Annotated in this window: 18 protein-coding genes and 1 tRNA gene; 10 read left to right on the top strand and 9 right to left on the bottom strand. The window is 72.2% G+C overall.

Going from position 1 to position 21,190, the window contains the following annotated elements; genetic code table 11:
• Window positions 1-5: 5 nt before the first annotated feature.
• The 3 genes from K3N28_RS16555 to K3N28_RS16545 all read right to left on the bottom strand — a co-directional run bounded on the left by K3N28_RS16555 (window position 6) and on the right by K3N28_RS16545 (window position 2,223).
• Window positions 6-1,286 carry an extracellular solute-binding protein gene (locus K3N28_RS16555; RefSeq protein WP_228093677.1) on the bottom strand — a complete coding sequence of 427 codons (1,281 nt, stop codon included), beginning with the start codon at window positions 1,284-1,286 and terminating at the stop codon, window positions 6-8.
• Window positions 1,287-1,518: 232 nt separating this feature from the next.
• A tRNA-Gly gene (locus K3N28_RS16550) sits at window positions 1,519-1,592 on the bottom strand.
• Between the two features lie 157 nt (window positions 1,593-1,749).
• On the bottom strand, window positions 1,750-2,223 hold the full coding sequence (locus tag K3N28_RS16545; RefSeq protein WP_228093676.1) for a GNAT family N-acetyltransferase: 474 nt from the start codon (window positions 2,221-2,223) through the stop codon (window positions 1,750-1,752).
• 739 nt (window positions 2,224-2,962) lie between these two features.
• Here K3N28_RS16545 and K3N28_RS16540 point away from each other — a divergent pair.
• Window positions 2,963-4,036: a PP2C family protein-serine/threonine phosphatase gene (locus K3N28_RS16540; protein WP_228093675.1), complete on the top strand. Its 1,074-nt coding sequence runs from the start codon at window positions 2,963-2,965 to the stop codon at window positions 4,034-4,036.
• A 227-nt stretch (window positions 4,037-4,263) separates the two neighbouring features.
• Here K3N28_RS16540 and K3N28_RS23265 read toward each other — a convergent pair whose 3' ends face one another.
• Window positions 4,264-4,398, bottom strand: coding sequence for a hypothetical protein (locus K3N28_RS23265; protein ID WP_255640283.1), 135 nt, complete (start codon window positions 4,396-4,398; stop codon window positions 4,264-4,266).
• A gap of 298 nt (window positions 4,399-4,696) precedes the next feature.
• Here K3N28_RS23265 and K3N28_RS16535 point away from each other — a divergent pair, with 298 nt between their 5' ends.
• A complete protein-coding gene (locus K3N28_RS16535; RefSeq protein WP_228093674.1) occupies window positions 4,697-6,535 on the top strand; it encodes an acyl-CoA dehydrogenase in 1,839 nt (612 codons plus the stop codon).
• A 251-nt stretch (window positions 6,536-6,786) separates the two neighbouring features.
• On the opposite strand, the gene K3N28_RS16530 is transcribed toward K3N28_RS16535, so the two are convergent.
• Both K3N28_RS16530 and K3N28_RS16525 read right to left on the bottom strand, forming a co-directional pair.
• Window positions 6,787-7,113, bottom strand: a complete 327-nt coding sequence (locus K3N28_RS16530; protein ID WP_228093673.1) for a hypothetical protein — start codon at window positions 7,111-7,113, stop codon at window positions 6,787-6,789.
• A 24-nt stretch (window positions 7,114-7,137) separates the two neighbouring features.
• Window positions 7,138-8,685 (bottom strand): hypothetical protein, encoded by a 1,548-nt coding sequence (locus K3N28_RS16525; protein WP_228093672.1) that lies wholly within the window; start codon window positions 8,683-8,685, stop codon window positions 7,138-7,140.
• 189 nt (window positions 8,686-8,874) lie between these two features.
• On the opposite strand from K3N28_RS16525, the gene K3N28_RS16520 reads away from it, so the two are divergent.
• The 7 genes from K3N28_RS16520 (at window position 8,875) to K3N28_RS16490 (ending at window position 12,813) form a co-directional block, all read left to right on the top strand.
• Entirely contained in the window at window positions 8,875-9,198 is a 324-nt protein-coding gene (locus K3N28_RS16520; RefSeq protein ID WP_228093670.1) for a hypothetical protein, read from the top strand.
• A gap of 9 nt (window positions 9,199-9,207) precedes the next feature.
• Window positions 9,208-10,374, top strand: coding sequence for a hypothetical protein (locus K3N28_RS16515; RefSeq protein WP_228093667.1), 1,167 nt, complete (start codon window positions 9,208-9,210; stop codon window positions 10,372-10,374).
• 57 nt (window positions 10,375-10,431) lie between these two features.
• Complete coding sequence (locus tag K3N28_RS16510; RefSeq protein WP_228093664.1) at window positions 10,432-10,668, top strand: helix-turn-helix domain-containing protein; 237 nt, start codon at window positions 10,432-10,434, stop codon at window positions 10,666-10,668.
• A complete protein-coding gene (locus K3N28_RS16505) occupies window positions 10,665-11,675 on the top strand; it encodes a serine hydrolase (protein ID WP_228093662.1) in 1,011 nt (336 codons plus the stop codon). Before K3N28_RS16510 ends, K3N28_RS16505 begins: the two co-directional genes overlap by 4 nt.
• A 96-nt stretch (window positions 11,676-11,771) precedes the next feature.
• Window positions 11,772-12,269, top strand: coding sequence for a DUF2975 domain-containing protein (locus K3N28_RS16500; protein WP_228093660.1), 498 nt, complete (start codon window positions 11,772-11,774; stop codon window positions 12,267-12,269).
• The gene (locus K3N28_RS16495) at window positions 12,269-12,487 is read left to right on the top strand and encodes a helix-turn-helix transcriptional regulator (RefSeq protein ID WP_228093658.1); all 219 of its coding nucleotides are present in this window, start codon (window positions 12,269-12,271) and stop codon (window positions 12,485-12,487) included. The genes K3N28_RS16500 and K3N28_RS16495 overlap by 1 nt, the downstream gene beginning before the upstream one ends.
• 23 nt (window positions 12,488-12,510) lie before the next feature.
• Window positions 12,511-12,813: a hypothetical protein gene (locus tag K3N28_RS16490; RefSeq protein ID WP_228093656.1), complete on the top strand. Its 303-nt coding sequence runs from the start codon at window positions 12,511-12,513 to the stop codon at window positions 12,811-12,813.
• A gap of 4 nt (window positions 12,814-12,817) precedes the next feature.
• Here K3N28_RS16490 and K3N28_RS16485 read toward each other — a convergent pair whose 3' ends face one another.
• A complete protein-coding gene (locus tag K3N28_RS16485; RefSeq protein ID WP_228093654.1) occupies window positions 12,818-13,486 on the bottom strand; it encodes a hypothetical protein in 669 nt (222 codons plus the stop codon).
• A 507-nt stretch (window positions 13,487-13,993) separates the two neighbouring features.
• Here K3N28_RS16485 and K3N28_RS16480 point away from each other — a divergent pair.
• Window positions 13,994-14,257, top strand: coding sequence for an AAA family ATPase (locus K3N28_RS16480; protein ID WP_228093652.1), 264 nt, complete (start codon window positions 13,994-13,996; stop codon window positions 14,255-14,257).
• A gap of 7 nt (window positions 14,258-14,264) precedes the next feature.
• Here K3N28_RS16480 and K3N28_RS16475 read toward each other — a convergent pair whose 3' ends face one another.
• Window positions 14,265-15,290, bottom strand: coding sequence for a hypothetical protein (locus K3N28_RS16475; RefSeq protein ID WP_228093650.1), 1,026 nt, complete (start codon window positions 15,288-15,290; stop codon window positions 14,265-14,267).
• A gap of 238 nt (window positions 15,291-15,528) precedes the next feature.
• Complete coding sequence (pulA, locus tag K3N28_RS16470) at window positions 15,529-21,168, bottom strand: pullulanase-type alpha-1,6-glucosidase (protein ID WP_228093648.1); 5,640 nt, start codon at window positions 21,166-21,168, stop codon at window positions 15,529-15,531.
• Between the last annotated feature and the right edge of the window lie 22 nt (window positions 21,169-21,190).

The following is a 21,190-nucleotide window of genomic DNA, read 5'->3' as shown; positions in this document are numbered from 1 at the left end:
TACGGTCACTGTTCGTCCGCCCAGGCCTCGTTGACCATCGTGACGAACTCCTCCGGGGTGATCTCGCCGAGCACCAGGCCTTCGGAGGCCTCGTTGATGGTGGAGCCGATCGCGGGCGGGTAGGCCTGGTCGAGGTACAGCTGCGTGCCGGTGGCCGTCGCCATCGCCTCGACCACCATCTGCTGCTCAGGCGTCGGCTCGGGGAGCACTTCCTCGGGGTTCGCGGCCACGGTCGAGAAGTTGCCGTCCTGGACCGCCCGGGCCTGGTTCTCCTCTTCGAGCAGGTAGCACATGAAGTCCTCGATCTCGTCCGGCGCTCCGGCGCCGGCCGCGAAACCGCCGCCGCCGCCGAGGAACTCGGTCGTGACGCCGGGGCCGCCTTCGACGGCGGGGAAGGGGAAGAACCCGAGCGCGTCGCCGGGGCCCTCGGTGCCGGAGGCGTCGCGCTGGACCTGCGGGGCCCACTGGCCCATGAGCTCCATGGCCGCGATGCCCTCGCCCATCGTCGCGGCCTGGCCGTCGACGTCGCCGTAGGTGGCGGACTCGAAGCCCTCCTGGAACGGCTCCATGGCGGCGAGTTCGGCCATCAGCCGGCCCGCCTCGGTGAAGCCGGGGTCGGAGAACTCGCCCGCCTCGCCGGCGGCCTGGAGCCCTTCGAGGCCGACCAGGCGCATCGAGAGGTAGGTCCAGTAGTAGTGGACGGGCCACTTGTCGGCGGCGCCGAGCGCGATCGGGGTGACGCCGGCGTCCTTGAGCTGCTGGACGGCCGCGGTGAACTCGCTCCAGGTGGTCGGGGGTGCGGTGATCCCGGCCTCGGCGAAGAGGTCCTTGTTGTACCAGAAGCCGACGACGCCCTGGTCGAACGGGATCGCGTAGACCTTCCCGTCGATCGTGTAGGCCTCCAGGGTGATCGGGTTGACCTTGTCGAGGCATTCGAGCCCCGAGATGTCGCGGACGAGTCCGGCCTCGACCTGCTCGGCGAGGACGCCGCCGCCCCACGTGTTGTAGAGGTCGGGGAGGTCCCCGGCCTGGGTCTGGGTGGAGAGGCGGGTCTTGAAGTCCTCCACGGCGATGGCGGAGGTCTCGACGGTGAGGCCCGCCTCTTCGGACCACTCGTCGGCCATGGCCGCCCAGGTGGACTTCATGGGGTCCTCGTTCTGGATGTGCCAGAAGGTGACGTCGGCGTCGCTCTCGCCGCTGTCACCGCACGCGGCGGCGGTCAGCGCGAGCGCCGCCGCGGCTCCGGCGGCGAGCAGCGCCCGAGGTCGTTGCAGGGGATTCCGCATGGGAGTCCGTCCTTTCGAGGGATGAAGGGTTGGCCGAAACTTCCGGAATAAATCTCGGAAACTTTCGATTGCGTCATACTACAGATGCCCCCGGAAAAAGTGAAGAGGGTCTCTCTTAGGGCCTATCGCGGTCCAGGCGCAAGCATGGGAATGCAGGTGGAAGAGGGGAGCGCGGGGAAGCCGGGGACAGCGAAACGGCCGCCCCGGTGAACCGGGACGGCCGTGAATCTCGTGGAGCGGGTGACGGGAATCGAACCCGCTTCTCAACCTTGGGAAGGTCGCATTCTACCAGTGAACTACACCCGCGAACTCTGGCGAACAGAGCCGAACCGAAGTATACAAGGCCGCGGCGGGGCGGCTTGGCGACCCCGCCGCCGCGTTCTTTTCGATCTGGGCGCTGCGGCGATGCCGGAGCGGGCCGCGGCCGAGGGCGCAGCCGCCCTCGTCCCGTCCGGTGCCTCGGTCAGGCGTGTTCGGAGCGCAGCTCCTTGCCCAGGTGGATCGAGCCCTCGGTGCAGGCGTAGAAGCCGAAGGGCCGGACCGGGACGTAGCCGAGCGTCTCGTACATGCTGAGGGCCTCGGGCTGGCGCGGGCCGGTCTCGAGGATGACGCGCTTGCGCCCCGCCTGCGCGGCCGAGTCCTCCACGGCCGCCACGAGCAGCCGGGCCAGGCCGCGCCGCCGGGCGCTCTCGCGGACGTAGACGCGCTTCATCTCGGCGTCGTCGTCGCCGTGCGCCCGCCAGCCGCCGCAGCCGAGCGGATCGCCGTCCTCGCCGTAGGCCACGAAGAAGTCGCCGTTCGGCGGGTCGAAGTCGTCGTCGCCCAGCTCCGTCTCGTCGCCGCCGCCGTAGCGGCGGACGTACTCCTGGTGGATCTCGGCGCAGAGCATCTGCGCCACAGGGCTGGCGAACGGAGTCCGCGAAAGCGTGTACTGCACGCGTTCAACTTTCGCATAGCGCGAGGCGGTCGCGCCAGCGCCGTCGATCACGCCGCCCTCCGGCGCCGCTGGGGCGCGCCGGCCCCGTCCGGCCCTCCCGTCGCGGCGACGCGTGCCCAGCCCGAGGCGGTTCGCACCGGCCGAACAGTGGAGGCGCGAAGGGGCCGTTCGGCGTTCGCGGCCGACCGAACGCACAGACTTGACCGTCACCCTCTCGGCGGCGTCCTCCACGCCCGGAAGCGCCGCGTCGACCATTACGATCTTCACATCGGCGATGGTCGAATCGGGTCCGGCACTCCGGGTGTTCCATCGACGACGGTCGAAGTCTAGTCTTGGCGAAGCTTGCGAGCCATACATGTGCAGCGCTCGGCGGAGCTGACGAGCCATGCAGGTGCACAGTGTGGCGAAGCCTGTGAGTCATGAACGTGCAGTGCTCGGCGAAGCCGGCGAACCGTACGTGTGCAAGCCGTGGTGAAGCTTGCACGTCAAGGGTTCGCGGCTTCGGCGAGGCTCGCGAACCGTGCGTTCGCGGCGCGTAGGATCCCGGCTTCGCCCTCGAACGCATGCGGGCGCGCGCATCCCCCGGTTCCGGTCGGGCGCGTCCTGGGCGCGGCACCCCCGCGCCCGAATCCGGACCTCCTGCGCAGGAGCTTGGGCGAACGCGCGGGCGACCCGGCCGCGATCCGGTAGGAAGGAGGCATTCACCCATATGCGCACAACGTTGCGACGGAGGCCGACGATGGCACGCGCTGACCGCTGGCAGGGCTGGTCGGCGCCCTCGGTGCGGACGGCGTTCACCGCCGCGTTCGCCGTCGTGGTCGTCCTGGTCGGGCTGCGTCTGACCGTTCGCGACGACTCGCACGCGGTCTCGTGGCTGGCGCTGCCTCCCTTGGCGGCCTCGGCGTTCCTGCCGTGGCGGTGGGTGGCCGGGGTGGGGCTGGCGAGCATCGGGGCGGCCTTCGCCTATCTGTGGGTCCTCCACGACTTCGCCTTGGCCGCGGTGGCCCAGCGGGGCGTGGACTTCCTGGTCGTGGCGGTGGCGGTGGTCATCTCGGCGGCCGTCGCGATCGTGCGCGAAAGGGACGACGAGCGGATGCGGCGGTTGACGCAGCTGGCCTCGGTGGTGCAGCAGGCGATTCTGCGGCCGATCGGGGAGCGGTTGGGGCCGTTCGACATCGCCGCGCGGTACGTCTCGGCGCGTTCGGGTGCGGAGATCGGCGGGGACCTGTACGAGGCGCTGAACACCGAGTTCGGGGTGCGGATCATCATCGGCGACGTGCGCGGCAAGGGCCTGGACGCGGTGCGGCTCTCCTCGACCGTGCTGGGGTCGTACCGGCATGTGGCGTTCGAGCGCGCCGACCAGCGCTGCATGATCGCGGATCTGGACCACGCGGTGGCGCGGAACGCGGGGGACGAGGACTTCGTGACCGCGGTCCTGCTGCAGGAGCGCGGGGGGACCCTGGAGATCCTCAATTGCGGGCATCCGCCGCCGATGCTGGTGCGCGACGGGGTGGCGACGTACCTGGAGCCCGAGTCGATGGCGCCGCCGCTGGGTCTGAGCCCGTCGGCGCGGGAGCTCACGTTGCGGCTCCAGCCGGGGGACCGGATCTTCCTGTACACGGATGGTCTGGCGGAGGCCCGGAAGGACGGGGAGTTCTTCCCGATCCGGGAGCGGGCTTGGAGCCTGATCGGCCATGGGAACGTGGGGGACGGGCTGGCGTCGTTGGAGTCGGCGCTGCGGCGCTGGGTGGGCGGTCCGCTGACCGATGACATCGCGTTGCTGCTCTTGGATTATCGGCCGGGTGTGGACTGAGCGCTGCGGACGTCGGAGTTCCGGAGCCGGCCGCGTGGTGGAGACGATCGGGCCCGAGGCGCGTTCTGAAGGCGATTGCCGGCGGACTGGGCGTCGAAGCCGCGCCGGGGGCGGCTTCGCGCGGCGTCAGCGTGCGCTCGGTCCCAGGCGGCAGCGCCGCAGGGTGCGGAGTCTGACGTGGGAGCGGCGGCGTTTGGTGAGGCGCACGGGGAGGCGGCGGGGGAAGTTCACTGCGCGATCCCCTCGGCCGGTGCGACGCCGATGCGGAAGACGCGGTGGAGGACGGGTCGTACGCGGCGGTGGCGGCCGATGTAGGCGGGTCGCGCGCGCGAGGCGATGCGGTCGGCGACGGCTCGGATCATGGGTGCTCCTGGTGGGTTCGCACAGGCGGTCTGCTGTCCGGTTCAACGAGGCACGGGTGCGCAGGTTACGGCGGGAACGGCATTCCGGGGGACGCTCACTCGATCGAAGGACGGCGGCCGGTCGAGGGGGTCGCGCGGGGCGCCCGGGTCCGGCGGTCGCGGGTCGCCGGTTCCGTCGAGAATCCGACCGCGCCACGCCGGGGGAAACCTGGGCAGACGGTCTTCACTGCGGGATACTTGAGGTACTTACTGACGGGTAATATGATGAGGGTTACCACCGAGTAATGGAGGACCCGCAATGACGCACTTCCGCCACAACCTTCGAGACCTGGAGTTCAATCTCTTCGAGGTCTTCGGAGCGGACAAGATCCTCGCACACGAGGCCTTCGCGGACCTGGACGAGGCCACCGCCCGCGACATCCTGACCGAGCTGGCACGCCTCTCCGAGGAGGAGCTCTCCGCGGGCTTCGTCGAGGGCGACCGCAACCCGCCCGTGTTCGACCCCGCCACGCACTCGGTGACGCTGCCCGATGCCTTCAAGAAGGCGTACAAGGCCTTCATCGACGCCGAGTACTGGCGCCTCGACCTGCCGGAGGTCCTCGGCGGCACCGTGGCGCCGCGCATGCTCTGGTGGTCGCTCGCCGAGCTCGTGCTCGGCGCCAACCCCGCGCTGTGGATGTACGCCGCGGGCTCCTCGTTCGCGCACACCGCGTACCTCGAGGGCACCGAGGAGCAGCAGGAGTGGGCCAAGCTCTTCGTCGAGAAGGGCTGGGGCGCCACGATGGTCCTCACCGAGCCCGACGCGGGCTCCGACGTCGGCGCGGGCACGACCAAGGCCTACAAGCAGCCGGACGGCTCCTGGCACATCGAGGGCGTCAAGCGGTTCATCACCTCGGGCGACCAGGACATGACCGACAACATCATCCACTACGTGCTCGCCCGCCCCGTGGGCGAAGCGGGCGTGGGCGGACCGGGCACCAAGGGCCTGAGCCTGTTCATCGTCCCCAAGTACCTGTTCGACCCGGCCACGGGCGAGCTCGGCGAGCGCAACGGCGTGAACGTCACCAACATCGAGCACAAGATGGGCCTCAAGGTCTCCGCGACCGCCGAGCTCACCTTCGGCGAGAAGGCGCCCGCGAAGGGCTGGCTCCTCGGCGAGAAGCACGAGGGCATCCGCCAGATGTTCCTCATCATCGAGTACGCGCGGATGATGGTGGGCACCAAGGCGATCGCCACGCTCTCCACGGGTTACCTCAACGCGCTCGACTACGCGAAGAGCCGCCTCCAGGGCCCGGACCTGCTCAAGTCCTCGGACAAGACCTCGCCGCGCGTCCCGATCATCAAGCACCCGGACGTGCGCCGCTCGCTGCTGCTGCAGAAGAGCTACGCCGAGGGCCTGCGGGCGCTGGTGTCGTACACCGCGTCGTGGCAGGACAAGGCGCGCCTGGCCGAGATCGAGGGCGACGCGGAGGCCGCGGAGACGGCCAAGAGGATCAACGACCTGCTGCTGCCGCTGGTCAAGGGCTGCGGTTCGGAGCGGGCGTACGAGCTGCTGAGCTCGGAGTCGCTCCAGACCTTCGGCGGCTCGGGCTACCTCCAGGACTACCCCCTGGAGCAGTACGTGCGCGACGCGAAGATCGACACGCTCTACGAGGGCACGACCGCGATCCAGAGCCTCGACTTCCTGTTCCGCAAGATCCTCAAGGACAACGGCGAGGCGCTCATGGCCGTCGCCGGCGAGATCATGGAGTCCACGCAGGACGGCCACGCGGAGCTCGAAGAGGTGCGCGGGAAGGTCCTGCGGGCGCTCGGCGACGTGCAGGGCACCATCGAGGCGCTCCAGCCCGCGCTGATGGCCGCGATGGGCGACGAGCCGCGCGAGCTGTACAAGGCCGGGCTGCACTCGCGGCGGCTGCTGCTGGCGGTGGGCGACCTGATGGTCGGCTGGCTGCTGCTGCGGCAGGCCGAGGTCGCGCAGCGCAAGCTCGACGAGGGCGCGGACGACGACTTCTACCGGGGCAAGGTCGCCTCGGCGAAGTTCTTCGCCAAGGAGGTCCTGCCGCGCCTCACCGCCGACCGCAAGGTCGTCGAGGCGGCGGACCTGACCGCGATGGACCTGCCGGACGAGGCCTTCTAGCCGGGGGACGAGCCGCACGCGGCGGCCGACCGTCGAGGGAGGCCGCCGAGCGGACCGCAGGTCGCCGCCGGTCGGCGGCGGCCGCCGACAAGGCATGCGCAGAGCGCCCGCCCGCACGACAGTGCCGGCGGGCGCTCTGCCGTTGCAAGCCGGCGCCCGCTCTCGTACCGCTCGGGCGCCGACGCCGGGGGCCCGCTCCGGGGCGCCGCGGCGGCTCGCGCCGCCGTCGGGGGCGGCGTCCGCGGCTCGCCTCAGGTCGCGCCGTTCGTGGGGTCCACCGCGCCGAACTCGAAGGTGAAGGCGACGTCGTCGCCGCTGGTCGTCTCCGCGAGCGCGGCGTCCATGCCGTGCAGCGTCCCCCGCAGGTGCTGGAGGTTCCGCCACATCGCCGCGTGGAACTCCAGGTACTGCTCCGTCGCGTTCTCGGCCGCGCCCGGCGCGGTGCCGAACGCCGGGGCCCGGCTCAGCGTCCCGGTCGTCATCACCGGGATCACCTCGTGCTCGAGTTCGTCGATCAGCTCCGTCAGGAAGCGCCGGTATTCGCCGATCGCCTCCGGGTCGAAGATCCGCTCGCCCATTGCCTCGTCCTTCCTCCGCGGTGGTCAGTTGTAGGGGTCCTCGTTCGGCTTCACGTAGCCCCAGACGTTCCCGGTCTCCCGCCGGGCCGGGCCGTCCGGTTTCGCCTCGCCGTCCTTCTCGTCGTCGCCGGTATTCGCGGGGGCCTTGCCGCTCCTGCCGGGCGCACCGCCCTGCGGGCCTTGAACAGTGCCGGTCCTGGTGCCGCTCGTCCCCGACGTGCTCGCCGCGGTGCCGGGCGTCGCGCCGGTGACCGCCGGGCCGAACAGCCCCTGCGGCACGGTCCCGCCGGGCGTCGTCACGCCGCCCACCCGCCCCGTCCCGCCGCCGGACCCGAAGGACCCGCCGGTCCCGCCCGGGCCGCCGCTGCCGGGACCGCCGCTCGCGAGGCCGCCCGACGTCGCGCCGTCGTCGTCCTCGGCGTCGTCCCAAGGGGATTCATCGGTGGTGCTCGCGCCCGTCTCGCTCGCCGAGCCGTCGCCGCCCGGCGGCACCGGGCTCGGGTTCTCCGTGGTCCGCGGCGCGACCGGTGCCGCGGGGCGTTCCGCCTCCGGCGCCATCATGTCCATATGGGACACGTCGGCCGAGCTCGGGTACGGCCGCACCTCGCTCGTGGTCCGCACCGCCGCGAGCTCCTCGCTCTGCCCGGCCCGCTTCTCCGCGATCGCCTCGTCGATCGCGGCCCGCCGCTCGACGTACGCCGCCAGCTCGGCCCCGACCCGGTCGGTGAAGACCTCCCGGGCCTCCTCGCCCGCGAGCGCCCGCACGTCCGACACCGGCGATCCGAGCCCCAAGAGGTTCGCGCCCACGCGTTCCTCGATGAACTCCCGCACCTCGGTCGCGAGCCCGGTGTCCGCGCCCGCCAGCTCCAAGGCCTTCTCGGCCTCCTCGCAGGTCATCGTGATGCACTCGCCGTGCCACCAAGCGGGCCGCACGTGCAGCGCCACCAGGTTCGACCACTCGCCCTCGATGCCGACCATCGGTGCGGGGTAAGGGATCTCGCCCGAGTCCCCGCCTTGCAGGGTGTAGATCGCCGTCTCCCGGCGCTCCAGTTCCGCCACGGTGGCCTCGATGTCGTCGAGTGCGCCCTCCACCAGCGCCCGCGCCTGGTCCGCCTGGGCGGCGAACGCGTCGAAGTCCTCGCCGGCCCAGCCCTCCGACAGCGCCGCCAGTTTCGACTTCAACCGCTCCGGCCAGGTCCCGGCCACCGACGCCACCTCGTCGGTCCAGCCGCTGCGCAGACGCTGCGACGAGAACGCGTCGGCGTCCTCGGGCCGCACCGCGCCCACCGCGGCCCGGAAGTCCGCCTCGGTCGGATACGCCATGCCCTCGCACCGCGGCGTGAACCGGTCCCGCTGTCCCTCCACCGGCACCGCCGAGACCAGGTGCACCCAGTCCTCCTCCGCGGGATGCGCGACGGGATGCGGGCACGCGCCCGAGCAGCCGGCGCGCGCGCCCGAGTCGAGCGCCGAGGCGTCCCCGAACGCGATCGTGAACTCGAACGTCGGCGGTTCCGGAGTGACGTCGGCGGTGGACCAGGCCTCGTCGCCGGTCGTGAACAGGTCGTCGGTCATCGGCAGCGCACCTCCCCTGGGGGCCCGGGTCTCGGGCCCTCGAATGCTGGTGCCGCCCATGGAAGACCGTCACGTCATGAATCCGTCACGGGTCCGTCCGCCTGCGGCCGGGACCGACCCGTGACCGGGCGCGCGACAGTACTGGGGACGCCGGGCGTCCGCCCGGCGGGCGTCTTCGAAGGAGGAACCATGACCGTGCACATGGACGTCGAGGCGGTGCGCACGGGCGGCATCGGCCTGCGCGGCCTGGCTCCGAACGGCCAGGCCGCGTCCAGGCGGGTGGAGCGCCCGGCGTCGACCGCGGCCGACCGCAACCGCGGCTTCGCCACCGGCGAGGCGGGCCGGCGGTGGCAGGCCGCGCTCGCGGCCGTCACCGCGGGGCTCGAACACCGCCTCACCTGGCAGGGCGACCAGGTGGTCGGCAGCGCCGACGACGTCGAGGCCGTCGACCAGGAGGCCCGCACCCGCTTCGGCGGCATCCAGAGCCGGTTCGCCACCGGTCCGACGCGATAGGAGACCCCGATGCCCACGTACCAGGACGCGCTGTCCGCCGAACCCTCGGAGTTCCTCGCCTTCGCCTCGGAGATGATCGCGGCGGCCACCGATCTCGCGACCCAGCAGACCGACTACGCGGCCGAGGTCGCCGAGATCAACCGCCACTGGCAGGACACCGCGAACGAGGCCTTCAACGGCGAGGCCGGCAACGTCGACGCCCATCTCGCGCAGGTGATCGGGGAGGTCACGGCCGCCGCCGGCGGCCTCGCCGCGGCGGGGGCGCAGATGCTCGCCGAGTGCACGGTCCTCAAGGCCGCCGACGCGGCCTTGAAGGCGACCGGCTTCACCGTGCAGCCCGCGCCGCTGGTGACGTTGGGCCCCTCGCAGCGCACCGCGATCGCCATGGCGGGCCCCTTCGGCGGCTTCATCGAAGCCGTCCTCCAGGCGCAGGCCATGGCCGGGACGCTCGGCCTGCAGAGCATGACCGCCCTCGTCAACGCGGCCGACGCGACCGCCGGGGCGGCCCTCTCGCAAGCGGCCGAACTGCTGAAGCCCCTGGACGACAAGACGAGCGGCACCGACAGGGACCTCCAGTCCCACGCCGTGGCCGAGGACCACTCGACCGGCGGCACCGAGGAAGAGGAGGCGGCGGCCGAGGAGGAAGCCGAGGAAGAACCGCAGGAGGCGACGACCGAAGAGGAGCAGGAGTCGACCGAGCAGGAGCCGCGGGAGCCGACTCGGCCCCCGAGCGGGCAGCCGACGACGCCCGGGACCCCGACGGGCATGGAGGATCTCGCGCAGCCGGAGATGCCCGATTTCGACGACCCTTGGGGCGCCGCCGAACTGCCCGGCACCGACGACGTCTCCGGCGGTCTGGCGTCGGGCGGCGGACTCGGTGCGGGCGGCGCGGGAGGCGGCCTCGGCGCCGGTTCCGGCGTCGGCGGGCTCGCCACCGGGATCGGGACGGCCCCGCAGGGCGGCATGGGAGGCGGCGCGATGGTCGGCGCCGCGACCGGCGGCGTCGGGGCCGCCGGTCGCGGCAAGGGAGCGGGCGGCGGCATGATGGGCGCGGGCGGCGGGCGCGGCGCCGGCAGCGCGCCCGACGACGAGACCACGCGCGAGTCGACGCTGACCGAGGACCCGGACGAGGACGTCTGGGGCATCGCCGAAGCCGCCGACGACCGCTACGAATAGGCCGGACCGGAGTCAACTTCGGTTGACGATCACCATATCGTCAACTAAGGTTGACGTATGGTCGACGACGATTTCACGACGCTGGCGGCGGCGACCGCCGACTCCGATCCGCTGCGGGGCCTCCAGGCCATGGCCGAGATGCGCGCCGAGATCGAGCGCCTTGAAGCGGTGCTGGTCCGGCGCGCCCGCAACGACGGCGTCAGCTGGGCGCGGATCGCCGCCGTGCTCGGCGTGTCGAAGCAGGCCGTGCACAAGAAGCACGGCGGCAAGGGCCTGCTCGGAGGCCGGGCGTGAGCCCCGCGGCCGCGGGCGACGAAGCGCTCGCCATGCGACTCGGCGACCTGCTGGGCCGACACCGCCACGCCGCCGCCGCGGCGGTCGTCTCCACCGGAGCGACCGCGCCCGAGGACACCACCACGGCCGTCATCGGCGCCGACGCCGAAGCCGACTTCGAGATCGGCTCGATCTCCAAGGGCGTCACGGGGCTCCTGTACGTCGACGCGATCGAGCGCGGTGAAGTGACACCCGAGACCGCCCTCGGCGACCTGCTGCCGCTCAAGGACGTCCCGGTCGGCCGGGTGACCTTGGGGGCCCTCAGCGTCCACCGCTCGGGCCTGCCCTCGCTCCCGGCCGCCGCGCAGCCCTACCGGCGCTCGTTCGCCGTGTGGCGGCACGGCGCCAACCCGTACGGCGAGGACCTCGGACAGCTCCTCGAGCAGGCCCGCACCGTCAAACCCGGCAGGCCCCGGCCCCGCTACGCCAACTTCGGGTTCGAACTCCTCGGCCACGCGCTCGCCGCCGCGGCTCACACGACGTACGTCGAACTGCTCCGCACGAGGATCGCCGAACCGCTCGGCCTCGATCCCTGGTACGTCCCGGCCACGGCCGACGAGCTCCGTCCCGGCGCCCTCAGGGGCGTCAGCTCCCGGGGCCGACCGCGCGAACCGTGGACCGGTGAGGCGATCGCGCCCGCCGGAGGCATCCGGGCGTCCATCGGCAGCACGGCCCGCCTCGTGCGGGCACTGCTCGACGGCACGGCGCCCGGCATCGCGGCGCTCGATCCGGTGGCGCGCTTCGGCGCGGGCTTCCGCATCGGGGCCGCATGGATCACCTCGGGCGCCAAGGGTCGCGCGATCACCTGGCACAACGGGGGCACCGGCGGCTTCCGCTCCTGGCTGGGCCTGGACCGCGAGGCGGGTGTGGGCGTCGTGATCCTCTCGGCCACCGCCGCCTCCGTCGACCGCCACGGTTTCGCCCTGCTGCGCGAACACGCCCCGCCCAAGTCCGCGCGAGGCGGCTGAACCGCACCGCGGCCCTGACCTGACCGACGCTCCCCGATCCGTGTCACATGATTCACATCTATTGACTTTCGATCGATACCTATCGAGAATCGATGCATGAACGAGTTCTTCATCATCGTGCTCCGCGCCGCCCTCGGCACGGGCCTCTTGATCGGCCTCTTCGGGCAGATCGTGGTCGTACCCACCACCGCGGCCGACCTCGTCGCCGTCTACGGCGACTACGCACCCTACGAGGTGCCCTTGGTGACCGCGGCGATCGCGGGCATCGCCTGCATCCAGGTCGTGTTCATCGCGGCGTGGGCGCTGCTCGGCATGATCCAACGCGATGCGATCTTCTCCGACCGGGCCTTCCGCTGGGTCGACGTCACCATCGGGTCCACGCTCACCGCGACGCTGATCGCCGCCGCGGTCGCGGTTTACCTCTTTTTCACCGAGGTCCCCACGCCCCAAGGCGACATGGAGGTCGTCAGCGCGATCGGGGCCGCGTGCCTGTGCGTCGGCGCGGGCGCCTCGTTCGCGATGCTCACGGCCATCATGCGGGGCCTGCTGCGCAAGGCCACCGACCTCCAGACCGAGATGGCCGAGGTCGTCTGATGGCGATCATCGTCGACCTCGACGTGCAGCTCGCCGAGCGCAACATGTCCGTCGGCGAGTTCGCCGCGGCCGTGGGCATCACGCCGGCGAACATCGCGGTCCTGAAGAACGGCCGCGCCAAAGCGGTGCGCTTCACCACCCTCGACGCCATCTGCCGCACCCTCGGCTGCCAGCCCGGCGACGTGCTGCGCTGGGTGCCCGACGAGGCCGCGGACTGACACCGGCTGCGATCATGGTCGGCATGAACGCCGACGACGCCCCGATCGAGCTGTGCTGCCTGCTCCGCGCCCGTCCCGGAGCCGAGGCGGGCCTGACCGCCTACGAGGACGAGGTGACCGCGCTCGTCCCCGAGCACGGTGGCGAGCTGCTGTCACGCGTGATCGGCGACGGCGCGGACGGCGCCCCGCACGAGGTCCACGTCTTCCGCTTCCCCGACCAGGCCGCGCTCGACGCGTACCTGGCCGACCCGCGCCGTCTGGCCATGGCGGCCGAACGCGACCGGGTCGTCGCCGGCGCCACCCTCTTCCCCGTCCGCGTCGCCTGAGCGGTCACCGCTGCGCGAGCACCGCCTCCAGGCGGACCGCGGCGTCGGCCTGGGCCGCCCGGATCGTCTCGGCCGCGCGGGCCGCCAGCGCCTCGCACTCGGTGCCGAGGGTCGCGTTCGGGACCATGAACTTGAACTCGGTCAGGCGGCCCTCGAGGTTCACCTCGGCCGCGCACAGGTCGTCCTCGGTGACGTGCGCGAAGCGCTCGTGCGAGGCCCGGGCGACGCGGTCGCGCAGCTCGTCGCCCTTCCAATCGGGGACGCGCGCGGCGAGCAGTTCCGCGTGCGCGCGTTCGAGCCCCAGCACGTGCTCCGAGCGCGCGGCCTCCGCGGCGGTCCACGCCGCCTCGATCGCGTCGGCCACCGCCCGGCTGCTCATGCGGTCGATCGTCGGGCTCAACGCCAGCGACCGCAGCCGCCCCGAGCAGTCCAGGCGCAGCCATGCGACCCGGCCGGAGTCGGTGCCGTCGAACGCCTCCGCCTCCAATGCCTCCGCCAGCGCCGCGCCGCGCTCGGCGAGTGCCGCCGCCCGCTCGTACCGCTCCCGCTCGGGAGCCGCGGCGAGAGCGCCGTCCACCGCGTCGCGGATCGGCCCGGCGGGGAGGCGGGCGGCGGCGCGGCGCCCGGCGGCCAGGCGGTCCTCGTAGTCCTCGGGGATCTCGATCCGGTTCATCGGCTTGCCTCCTCATGGCGCTGGTCGGCACGCATCCTCGCTGCTTCGCTCACGGATCGGTCACCGATCGGTCATGTCGGCGCCGCTTCGAGGCGTGCGTCACTGATGCCGTTGTGGGACACTGAATGTCCCCCCTGCCCCGGTGCGGCTGAAGGCGGAAGACGTGCCAGCGCTCGACGTGCGCCTGCTCGGGTCCCTGGAGGTCCGGGTCGACGGCGTCTCCGTGGCGATCCCGCGCGGGAACGCCGCCACCGTCCTCGCGATCCTGCTCGACGAGGCCGGCAACGTGGTCCCGCTGGGCGACATCGTCCGCGCCGTCTACGGGATCGACATCCCGCAGGACCCCGAGACGCAGGTCCAGAACACCGTCGGCGTGCTGCGCCGCAAGCTCGGCGCCGCCCGCGACCGGCTCGCCACGGTCGGCCGCGCCTACCGCTTCAGCATCGGCACCGATGAGCTCGACACCCTGCGCTGCAAGGCGAAAGAGGACGAAGCCCGGTCCCCGCGATGCTCCCGCGCGCCAACACCCGCTTCACCGGCCGCGGCGACCAGCTCGCGTCCCTCGACCGGCTCCTCGACGACGCCGAGGGCGCGGCCGGACTCGCCGTCGTCACCGGCATGGGCGGCGTCGGCAAGACCGCGCTCGCCCGGTGGCGGGAGGCCGAGGCCGTCTACACCGAGTACAGCGCCCGGTGCGAACTCGCGAGCGTCAGGACGAAACTCGCGCGAGGTCCGGCCCGGAGGCACGCCGCTCCGGCCGGGACCGGTTGACGGAGCTTCAGGCGGTCTCGGCGTCGAAGTCCGTCGCCAGGAGCGCCTCGACGGCCGGGTCGTACATCGCCTCGCCCGACTCGGAGACGCTCGCGATGCCGATGAAGCCGTTCACGCCGTCGACGTCCACGACCAGGATCGCGGTGTCCTCCCACAGGTCCTCGGTCTCCGGGGCCGAGGTCCAGGAGTTGCGCCACTCGGCGAGCACGCCGGGACGTCCGTCCACTTCGACCTCGGTGTAGGCGATCTCGCTCATCTGGTAGCCCTCCACGGACGCGAACCCGTCGCCGAGCCAGACGTCCGCCGCGCTCGCGGCGCTGGCGTTGAGGTCGGCGGGGTCGAAGACGGCGGCGGCGCCGGAGAAGACGCCGACGCCGAAGAAGGAGATCCACTCCGGGGTGTGGTTGAACGTGTAGATCTCGGCGTCGACGAGCGGGTCGGAGGCGGCGCCGGGCCCGCCCGCGTACTCCCACTCCGGGCCCGGAATGGGCGTGATCGAGCTGAGCGAGGCCACTTCGAGGTGCGTGCCCGAGGGGGCCGGCGCCGACTCCTCGGTCGGCTCCTCCCCGTCTTCCTCGTCTTCCTCGGGGGCCTCGTTCTCGGAGGTGGTGTCGTCGTCCGCGGCCCCCGCGCCGGGCTCGTCGTCGCCGCCGAGCAGGAAGTACCCGGTGACCGCGCCGATCGCCATGAGCACGACGACGCCGATGACCAGGAACGCCGTGGTGCCGCCGCCGCCCTTGGTGGTGGCCTGCACGGGCGGGGGCCCGTACTGGCCGTACGGGTGCTGGTAGCCGGAGGCCGGGTCGTATCCGGGCTGCGGGTAGGGCTGGGGCTGACCGGGGTGGCCCTGGGGCTGGTTCGGGTCCGGCTGGCCCGCGTAAGGGTGGTGGCCGGAAGGGGGCATCTGCGAGGTCGGGTACGGCTCGCCGCCGACCTGCCCCGGGGCGTAGCCTCCCGCGGGCGGGGGCGGGCCCTGCTGGGGCTGCCCGTACGGGTCGCCGGCCGAGGCGGAGTCTTGCGGGGGGTACGTCATGGACCGATCGTATCCGGCGGCCGCGACGCCTGTCCCCCTCCGGAATCATGAGAAATCGTTAAACCGGGACAGGTGCCGCGCCCGCCCCGGTTTCAGGGATCCGAAACTCATCCCTAGTATTCCCGCCCTGTCAAGGCCCGATTCGTTAGCGAATCGCTACGGTTTCGGGCCTCGCGTCCGCGGGCGGTCCGCGGGGTTCGAGGGCGCCGACGCCCGAGCCCCGCGGACCGCGGCCGCGTCAACTCACGAACACCGCCACCGTCCGGGCCGGCACCGTGAACGTCCCCGTCGCGTCGTCGAAGGCGGCGTCCGCGAACGCCGGGTCCGCCGAGTCCTCGAGCACCGGGTGCAGGCTCGCGCCCGAACCCGCCGCCTCGCCGACCGTCTGCTCAGCGGCCTCCGGGCTCGCGTTGAACACCAAGGTCACCGTGTCGAAGGCGTCGTCGAGACCGCCCAGGTCGATGCGCATGGTGATCACGCCCGGCGTCTCCTCGGGCCCGGACAGCGGGAACGAGACGCGCTCGGCCACCGCTGCCGCGTCGCCGAGACTGAACGCGCCGGTCGAGGACGCGATCTCCAGCAGCTCCAGGTACCGCTGGTTCGCCAGCGCGATGTCGGTGCACGAGGGCCGGTCGACCGCGGCGACGGCCGCCTCGGCGTAGGGCCACTTCGCCTCGCTCGTCCACGCCGGCGGCAGCCCGGCCCCGAAGCCGTTGCTGGAGGTCCCGAAGCCGTCGGTCCCTCCGCAGTCCCAGCGGATCGCGTTGAACCAGTCGCCGGAGTCGTACGAGTCGCGGTCGAGCGACTTCGACCGGAGCAGCTCCGAACCGGCCGTGGTGAACCCGGTGCCCTGGCCGAGCACCGCCGTCGCCATGCTCAGCACCTGCATCCGGGCCCGGTCGGTCCCGGTCGTGTCGGTGTCCAGCTTGTAGGCGAGGGCGTCGAACAGGATCTCGTTGTCGTGCGCGTCCACGTAGTTCACGGCCTCGCCCGGCAGGGCCGTGTACCCGGCGCCGGTCCCGTTGTAGTCGAGTTCGGCGCCGGTGGTCGCCGTCCCGTCGGCGGCCGTGAACGTGTAGTCGGCGAGGTTGCCGACCAGGCCGAGCTTCGTCAGGTCCTGGGCGTGCCGGAGCGCGGCGAGCTCCGCGTCCGTGGCGGTGCCGTCGTTGTCCGCCGTCCAGGCCCCCGATCCGAAGCCCTGCACGGTCGGGTCGTCGTCGAACGGGCCGCCGCCGCGCACGGCGTCGCGCATCCGGTCGTTGAACGTCCCGATGCCGGTGCCCGCCATGTTCGCCTGCGTGGCCTGCTCGAACAGGGCGTCGTTCGCGACCTCGCCGAAGTTCCACCCCTCGCCGTACAGGAGGGCGTCCTCGTCGAGGGCGGCCTGCACCGCGAGCAGGTTCGACTTCGGGTGGTGGCCCATGAGGTCGAAGCGGAAGCCGTCCACGTGGTAGGCGTCCTGCCACAGCACCGCGGACTCGACGATGAACTTGTCGAACATGGGCCGCTCGGTGGCGGTGTTCGCGCAGCACGTCGAGGTGTGGACCTCGCCGTCGGCGTCGAGCCGGTGGTAGTAGCCGGGCACGATCCGGTCGAGCACCGACTGGTCGGCGGTGCCCGAGGCGGCCGTGTGGTTGTAGACCACGTCGTTCACCACGCGCAGGCCGAGCCCGTGCAGGGCCTGCACCATCTCGCGGTACTCGAGGATGCGCCGCGCCCCGTCGGCCTCGGTCGCGTAGGACCCCTCGGGGGTGTTGAAGTGCAGCGGGTCGTAACCCCAGTTGTAGGCGTCGTCGGCGCGGACCGCCCCGACGCAGGCCTGCTGCTCGGACGAGTTCGCCGCCATCAGCTCCAGATCGCAGTCCACAGTGGCTTGATCCGCTTCGGGGACGGAGGCGATGTCGAACGTCGGCAGCAGGTGCACGTGGGTGAGTCCGGCCTCGGCCAGCTCCGCCAGGTGCCGCACTGACACGGCGTCCTCCTGCGTGAACGCCGCATAGGCGCCCCGCAGCGACTCGTCCATGGACGCGTCCGCGATCGAGAAGTCCCTGACGTGGACCTCCCATACCTGGGCCGCGGCCGGATCGACCTCGGCGGGCGCGGCCTCGCCGTCCCAGCCCTCCGGCTTCAGGTCCGCGGCGTCCAGGTCCACGATCTGCGAATGCGTCGAATCGGCCGCCAGCGACACCGAGTACGGGTCGGTCACCGCATACGACTCGACCGACTGCGACGCGGGATGCCACACCTCCAGCGCGAACCGGTAGTACTTGCGGTCCCAGTCCTTCTCGCCCTTCACCGACCACACGCCGGTGCGCTCGGAGAAGGCCATCTCGTGCACCGAAGGCGACGTGTCGGCGGGCGAGTCGTACAGCTCCAGGCTCACCGACCGCGCCGTGGGCGCCCACAGCGCCAGATGCGGCCTCTTCCCCTTCCAGGTCACGCCCAGGTCGGCGTCGAGCGCCGCCGAGTAGTACGCGTCGAGCGCCCCGGCGGTCTGCACGCCCGTGGCGTACCAGGCGGTCCCGGTGTGGTCGCGCTCGACGGCCACGAGCTGCCCGCGCAGGGCCTCCCGGATCGCGTCGGCATCGGCGTCCACGGTGAACGCCCGGTAGTCCCAGTACTGCGGCCACGCCCGGCGCTGCGCCTCGGTCAGGCCGCCGGCGGCCGTGAGCCCGATCGTGGCGAAGTCCCCCGTGAGGGCCCCGTCCTCGACCGCGATCGAGCCGTCCGCGCCGGCGAGCAGCTCGAAGACCTTCCCGTCGGTGGCGTCCGCATCGAGCGCGATCGTGTCGGCGTCGAGCCAGACCGCCTGCTCCCGGGCCGGATCGAGGTCCGCGCCGCGGGTGGTGGAGGCCCCGGCCGGGCGGACGTAGCCCGGCGTGGCGGCGGTGATCCACACTTCGTGGCCGTACTCGGCGAAGTCGAGCCGCTGGTCGGTCGGGAGGTCCTTCTCGTCGCCGCGGTGGACGATGTACGAGAGCCCTTGGGCGCCTTCGGCGAGCTCGACCTCGAAGACGAGGCCGTAGGCGTCGGTGCGCACGGGCTGGAGCCCGGCGTTCCAGTCGGTCGGGTCCGCCGCGCCCTCCCAGGTGTGGAGCGTCCAGCCGTCGAGGTCGCCGTCCGGGCGCTGGTAGTGGAGGACGGCCTTGCCGTCGGCGGCGGCCTGTGAGGCGTGCGCCCCGGTGGCGGTCACCCAGACCTCGCCGAGCGCCGAGGGCTTGGCGACGATGTCGGACTCGTGGAGCTTCGTGTCCCCGGAGTGGACGATCACGCCCATCTCGGCGTCCACGTCGTCGACGGGCACGTGCCAGTAGCGGCCCCAGTCGTCGGTGCCGTCGGGCGCTCGCGGTGCGGCCCAGTCGGTCGCGACGCCCTCGGCGAGGGCGTCGCCCCACAGGTGCAGGCCCCAGTCGGCGCCCTCATCCGGGGCGTGGACGGTGACGTACCCGTTGGCCTCGGCCAGCGAATGGGCGACGTCGCCGGTCCCGGCGCTGAGCCAGATCTCGGGCGTGGCGGCGGGATCGAAGGTCCGGTCGGAGCCGTAGTCCTTGTCGCCGTCCTCATCGATCACCAGGTAGCCGACCGAGGCGGCGTCCTCGGCGAGCTTGACGGACGCGAAGGAGCCGTAGGAGTCGCGGCCCGCGAAGGCGTTCGACTCGGGCCAGGTGGTCTGGGCCTCCTCGGCCACGTCGCCCCACACGTACAGGCCCCACCGCTCGGGGTCGCCGTCGTAGTGGACGTTGGCCCAGCCGGGCGAGCCGCCCGCCCGGTCGGGGGTGGCGACGGCGGTGGCGGCCTTCGCGGAGGCGGTGCGGCCCTCCCGGTCGAGGACCGCGGCCTTGAACTCGACGGTCTGGTCTCCCGCGAGCCCGTCGAGGTCGTAGGCGATGCGGTGGTCGGGGCCGGGCGAGGTGCCGACGTAGGTCCAGGGCCCGCCGTCCACGGACGCCGCGAACGCGACGCGCGCGAGCGGGTCGCCGCTCACCGCCGCCGAGACGTGGGCGGTGGTGGCGGATTCGGGGTCGACCGTGAGCGAGACCGACGGGGCCTCAGCGGCCGCGACCGGGCCGTCGGAGCGGAACACGACCGCGGAGAGCGGCGGGACGGTGATCGAGGCGGTCCCGTCGGCGGCCTCGATCGACCCCTCGCCGTAGACCGAGGTGAACGTGTCGGAGTACGTCTCGACGGCGACGGTCTGCGGGCTCTCGGCGTTCGAGACGGCCACCAGGTATTCGACGCCCTCGGCGTCCGCGATCCGGGAGAATGCGAAGACGCCGTTCTCGGCCGAGCGGGTCACCTGGACGCCGTTCGCGAGGGCCGGGTGCTCCTCGCGCAGCTGCGCGAGATCGGCGATGGCCCGGTAGACCGGGTGCCCGGTGTCGTAGCGGTCGTCGGCGTGGGTGGCGTCGGTGCCGATCAGCTCGTCGTCGAGGTACTCCTCGACCTGCGAGGCGAACATGGTCTGGCGCGAGTGGTCGTCGCCGCCCGAGCCGGTGAAGCCCTGCTCGTCGCCGTAGTAGACGACCGGCTGGCCGCGGGTGAGGAACATCAGCTCGTGGGCCAGGACCGCCCGGTCGGTCCAGGTCGCCTCGTCGGTGGTCTCGACGATGGTGCGGCCGACGCGGCCGACGTCGTGGTTCGAGACGAACGTGGGCATCGCGAGGGCGTCGGTGCCCGGCGCGGTGAACAGGGCGTCGGAAGCGTAGAGCTGGGCGAGGCCTTCGGCGCCGGACGAGCCGGTGGCGAAGCCGTTGGCCGCGCCGTGGAAGCCGAAGTCGAGCACCGCGTCCAGCTCGGCCCGGCGCACGAACGAGCTCGTGTACGCGGGGTCGCCGGAGTAGACCTCGCCGAAGGCGAAGAAGTCGATGCCCTTCGCGTCGGCGGCCTCGCGGATCCCTGCAAGAAATTGCGGCCAGAATTCCAGATTGACGTGCTTCACGGTGTCGAGGCGGAAACCGTCGACCCCCGACTCGGCGATCCAGTCCGCGTAGACGTCGATCCAGCCGTCCACGACCTCGGGGCGCTCGGTCCACAGGTCGTCCAGCCCGGAGAAGTCGCCGTAGGTGGAGGACTCGCCGGTGTAGGTCGAGTCGCCGCGGTTGTGGTACATCGTCGGATCGTTGAGCCAGGCGGGGGACTTGACCTCCTCCTCGCCCGCTTCGAGCACCGGCGTGTAAGCCGAGGAGTCGGCCGCGACCTCGGGGAACTCCTCGGCGGTGGCGTAGTTCGCGTCCTCGAACGGACGCCCGTCGGCGTCCGTGTACGGCGAGTCCTCCTTGTCCGCGTAGGCGTTGGAGCCCTCGGCGTACTCGATGACGTCGGCGGTGTGGTTCACGACGACGTCGAGGTAGATCTCGATCCCGCGGTCGTGCGCGGCGTCGATGAGGCTCTGGAGCTCGGCGTCGTCCCCCAGGTGGGGGTCGACCGCGGTGAAGTCGGTGCCCCAGTAGCCGTGGTAGCCGGCGCCGGTCCAGGTCTCGCTGATCTGCACGGGCTGGTTGACGACGACCGGGGTCAGCCAGATCGCGGTCGTGCCGAGCCCCTCGATGTAGTCGAGCCGCTGCTCGACCCCGGCGAGGTCGCCGCCCTGGTAGAACATCCGCCGGGTCGGGTCGTAACCGGTGGTCAGGGCGTCGCCTTCGAGGTCGCCGGTGTCGTTCGACGCGTCGCCGTCGGCGAAGCGGTCGGTCATGACGAAGTAGAACTGCTCGGCCTCGTCGGCCTCGGCTCCGCTCTGGGCGAGGGCGGCCAGTTCGGTGTCGGTCGGCTCGTCGCTCCACGAGCCGTCGTCGGACGGGGGCCGGTCGGGGGTCGTGCAGGCGGTGAGTGCCAGGGCCGAGCCCAGCACTCCCGCCGCGATGCGGGCGGTACGCGGCATTGCGCTTCATCCTCCGGGGTTG

The organism is Glycomyces sp. TRM65418 (assembly GCF_019710475.1).
In the GTDB taxonomy this organism is placed as follows: Bacteria; Actinomycetota; Actinomycetes; order Mycobacteriales; family Micromonosporaceae; genus Glycomyces.
Note: the sequence above shows the minus strand (reverse complement) of the source record. Positions and strands in the feature narration are given on the sequence as shown.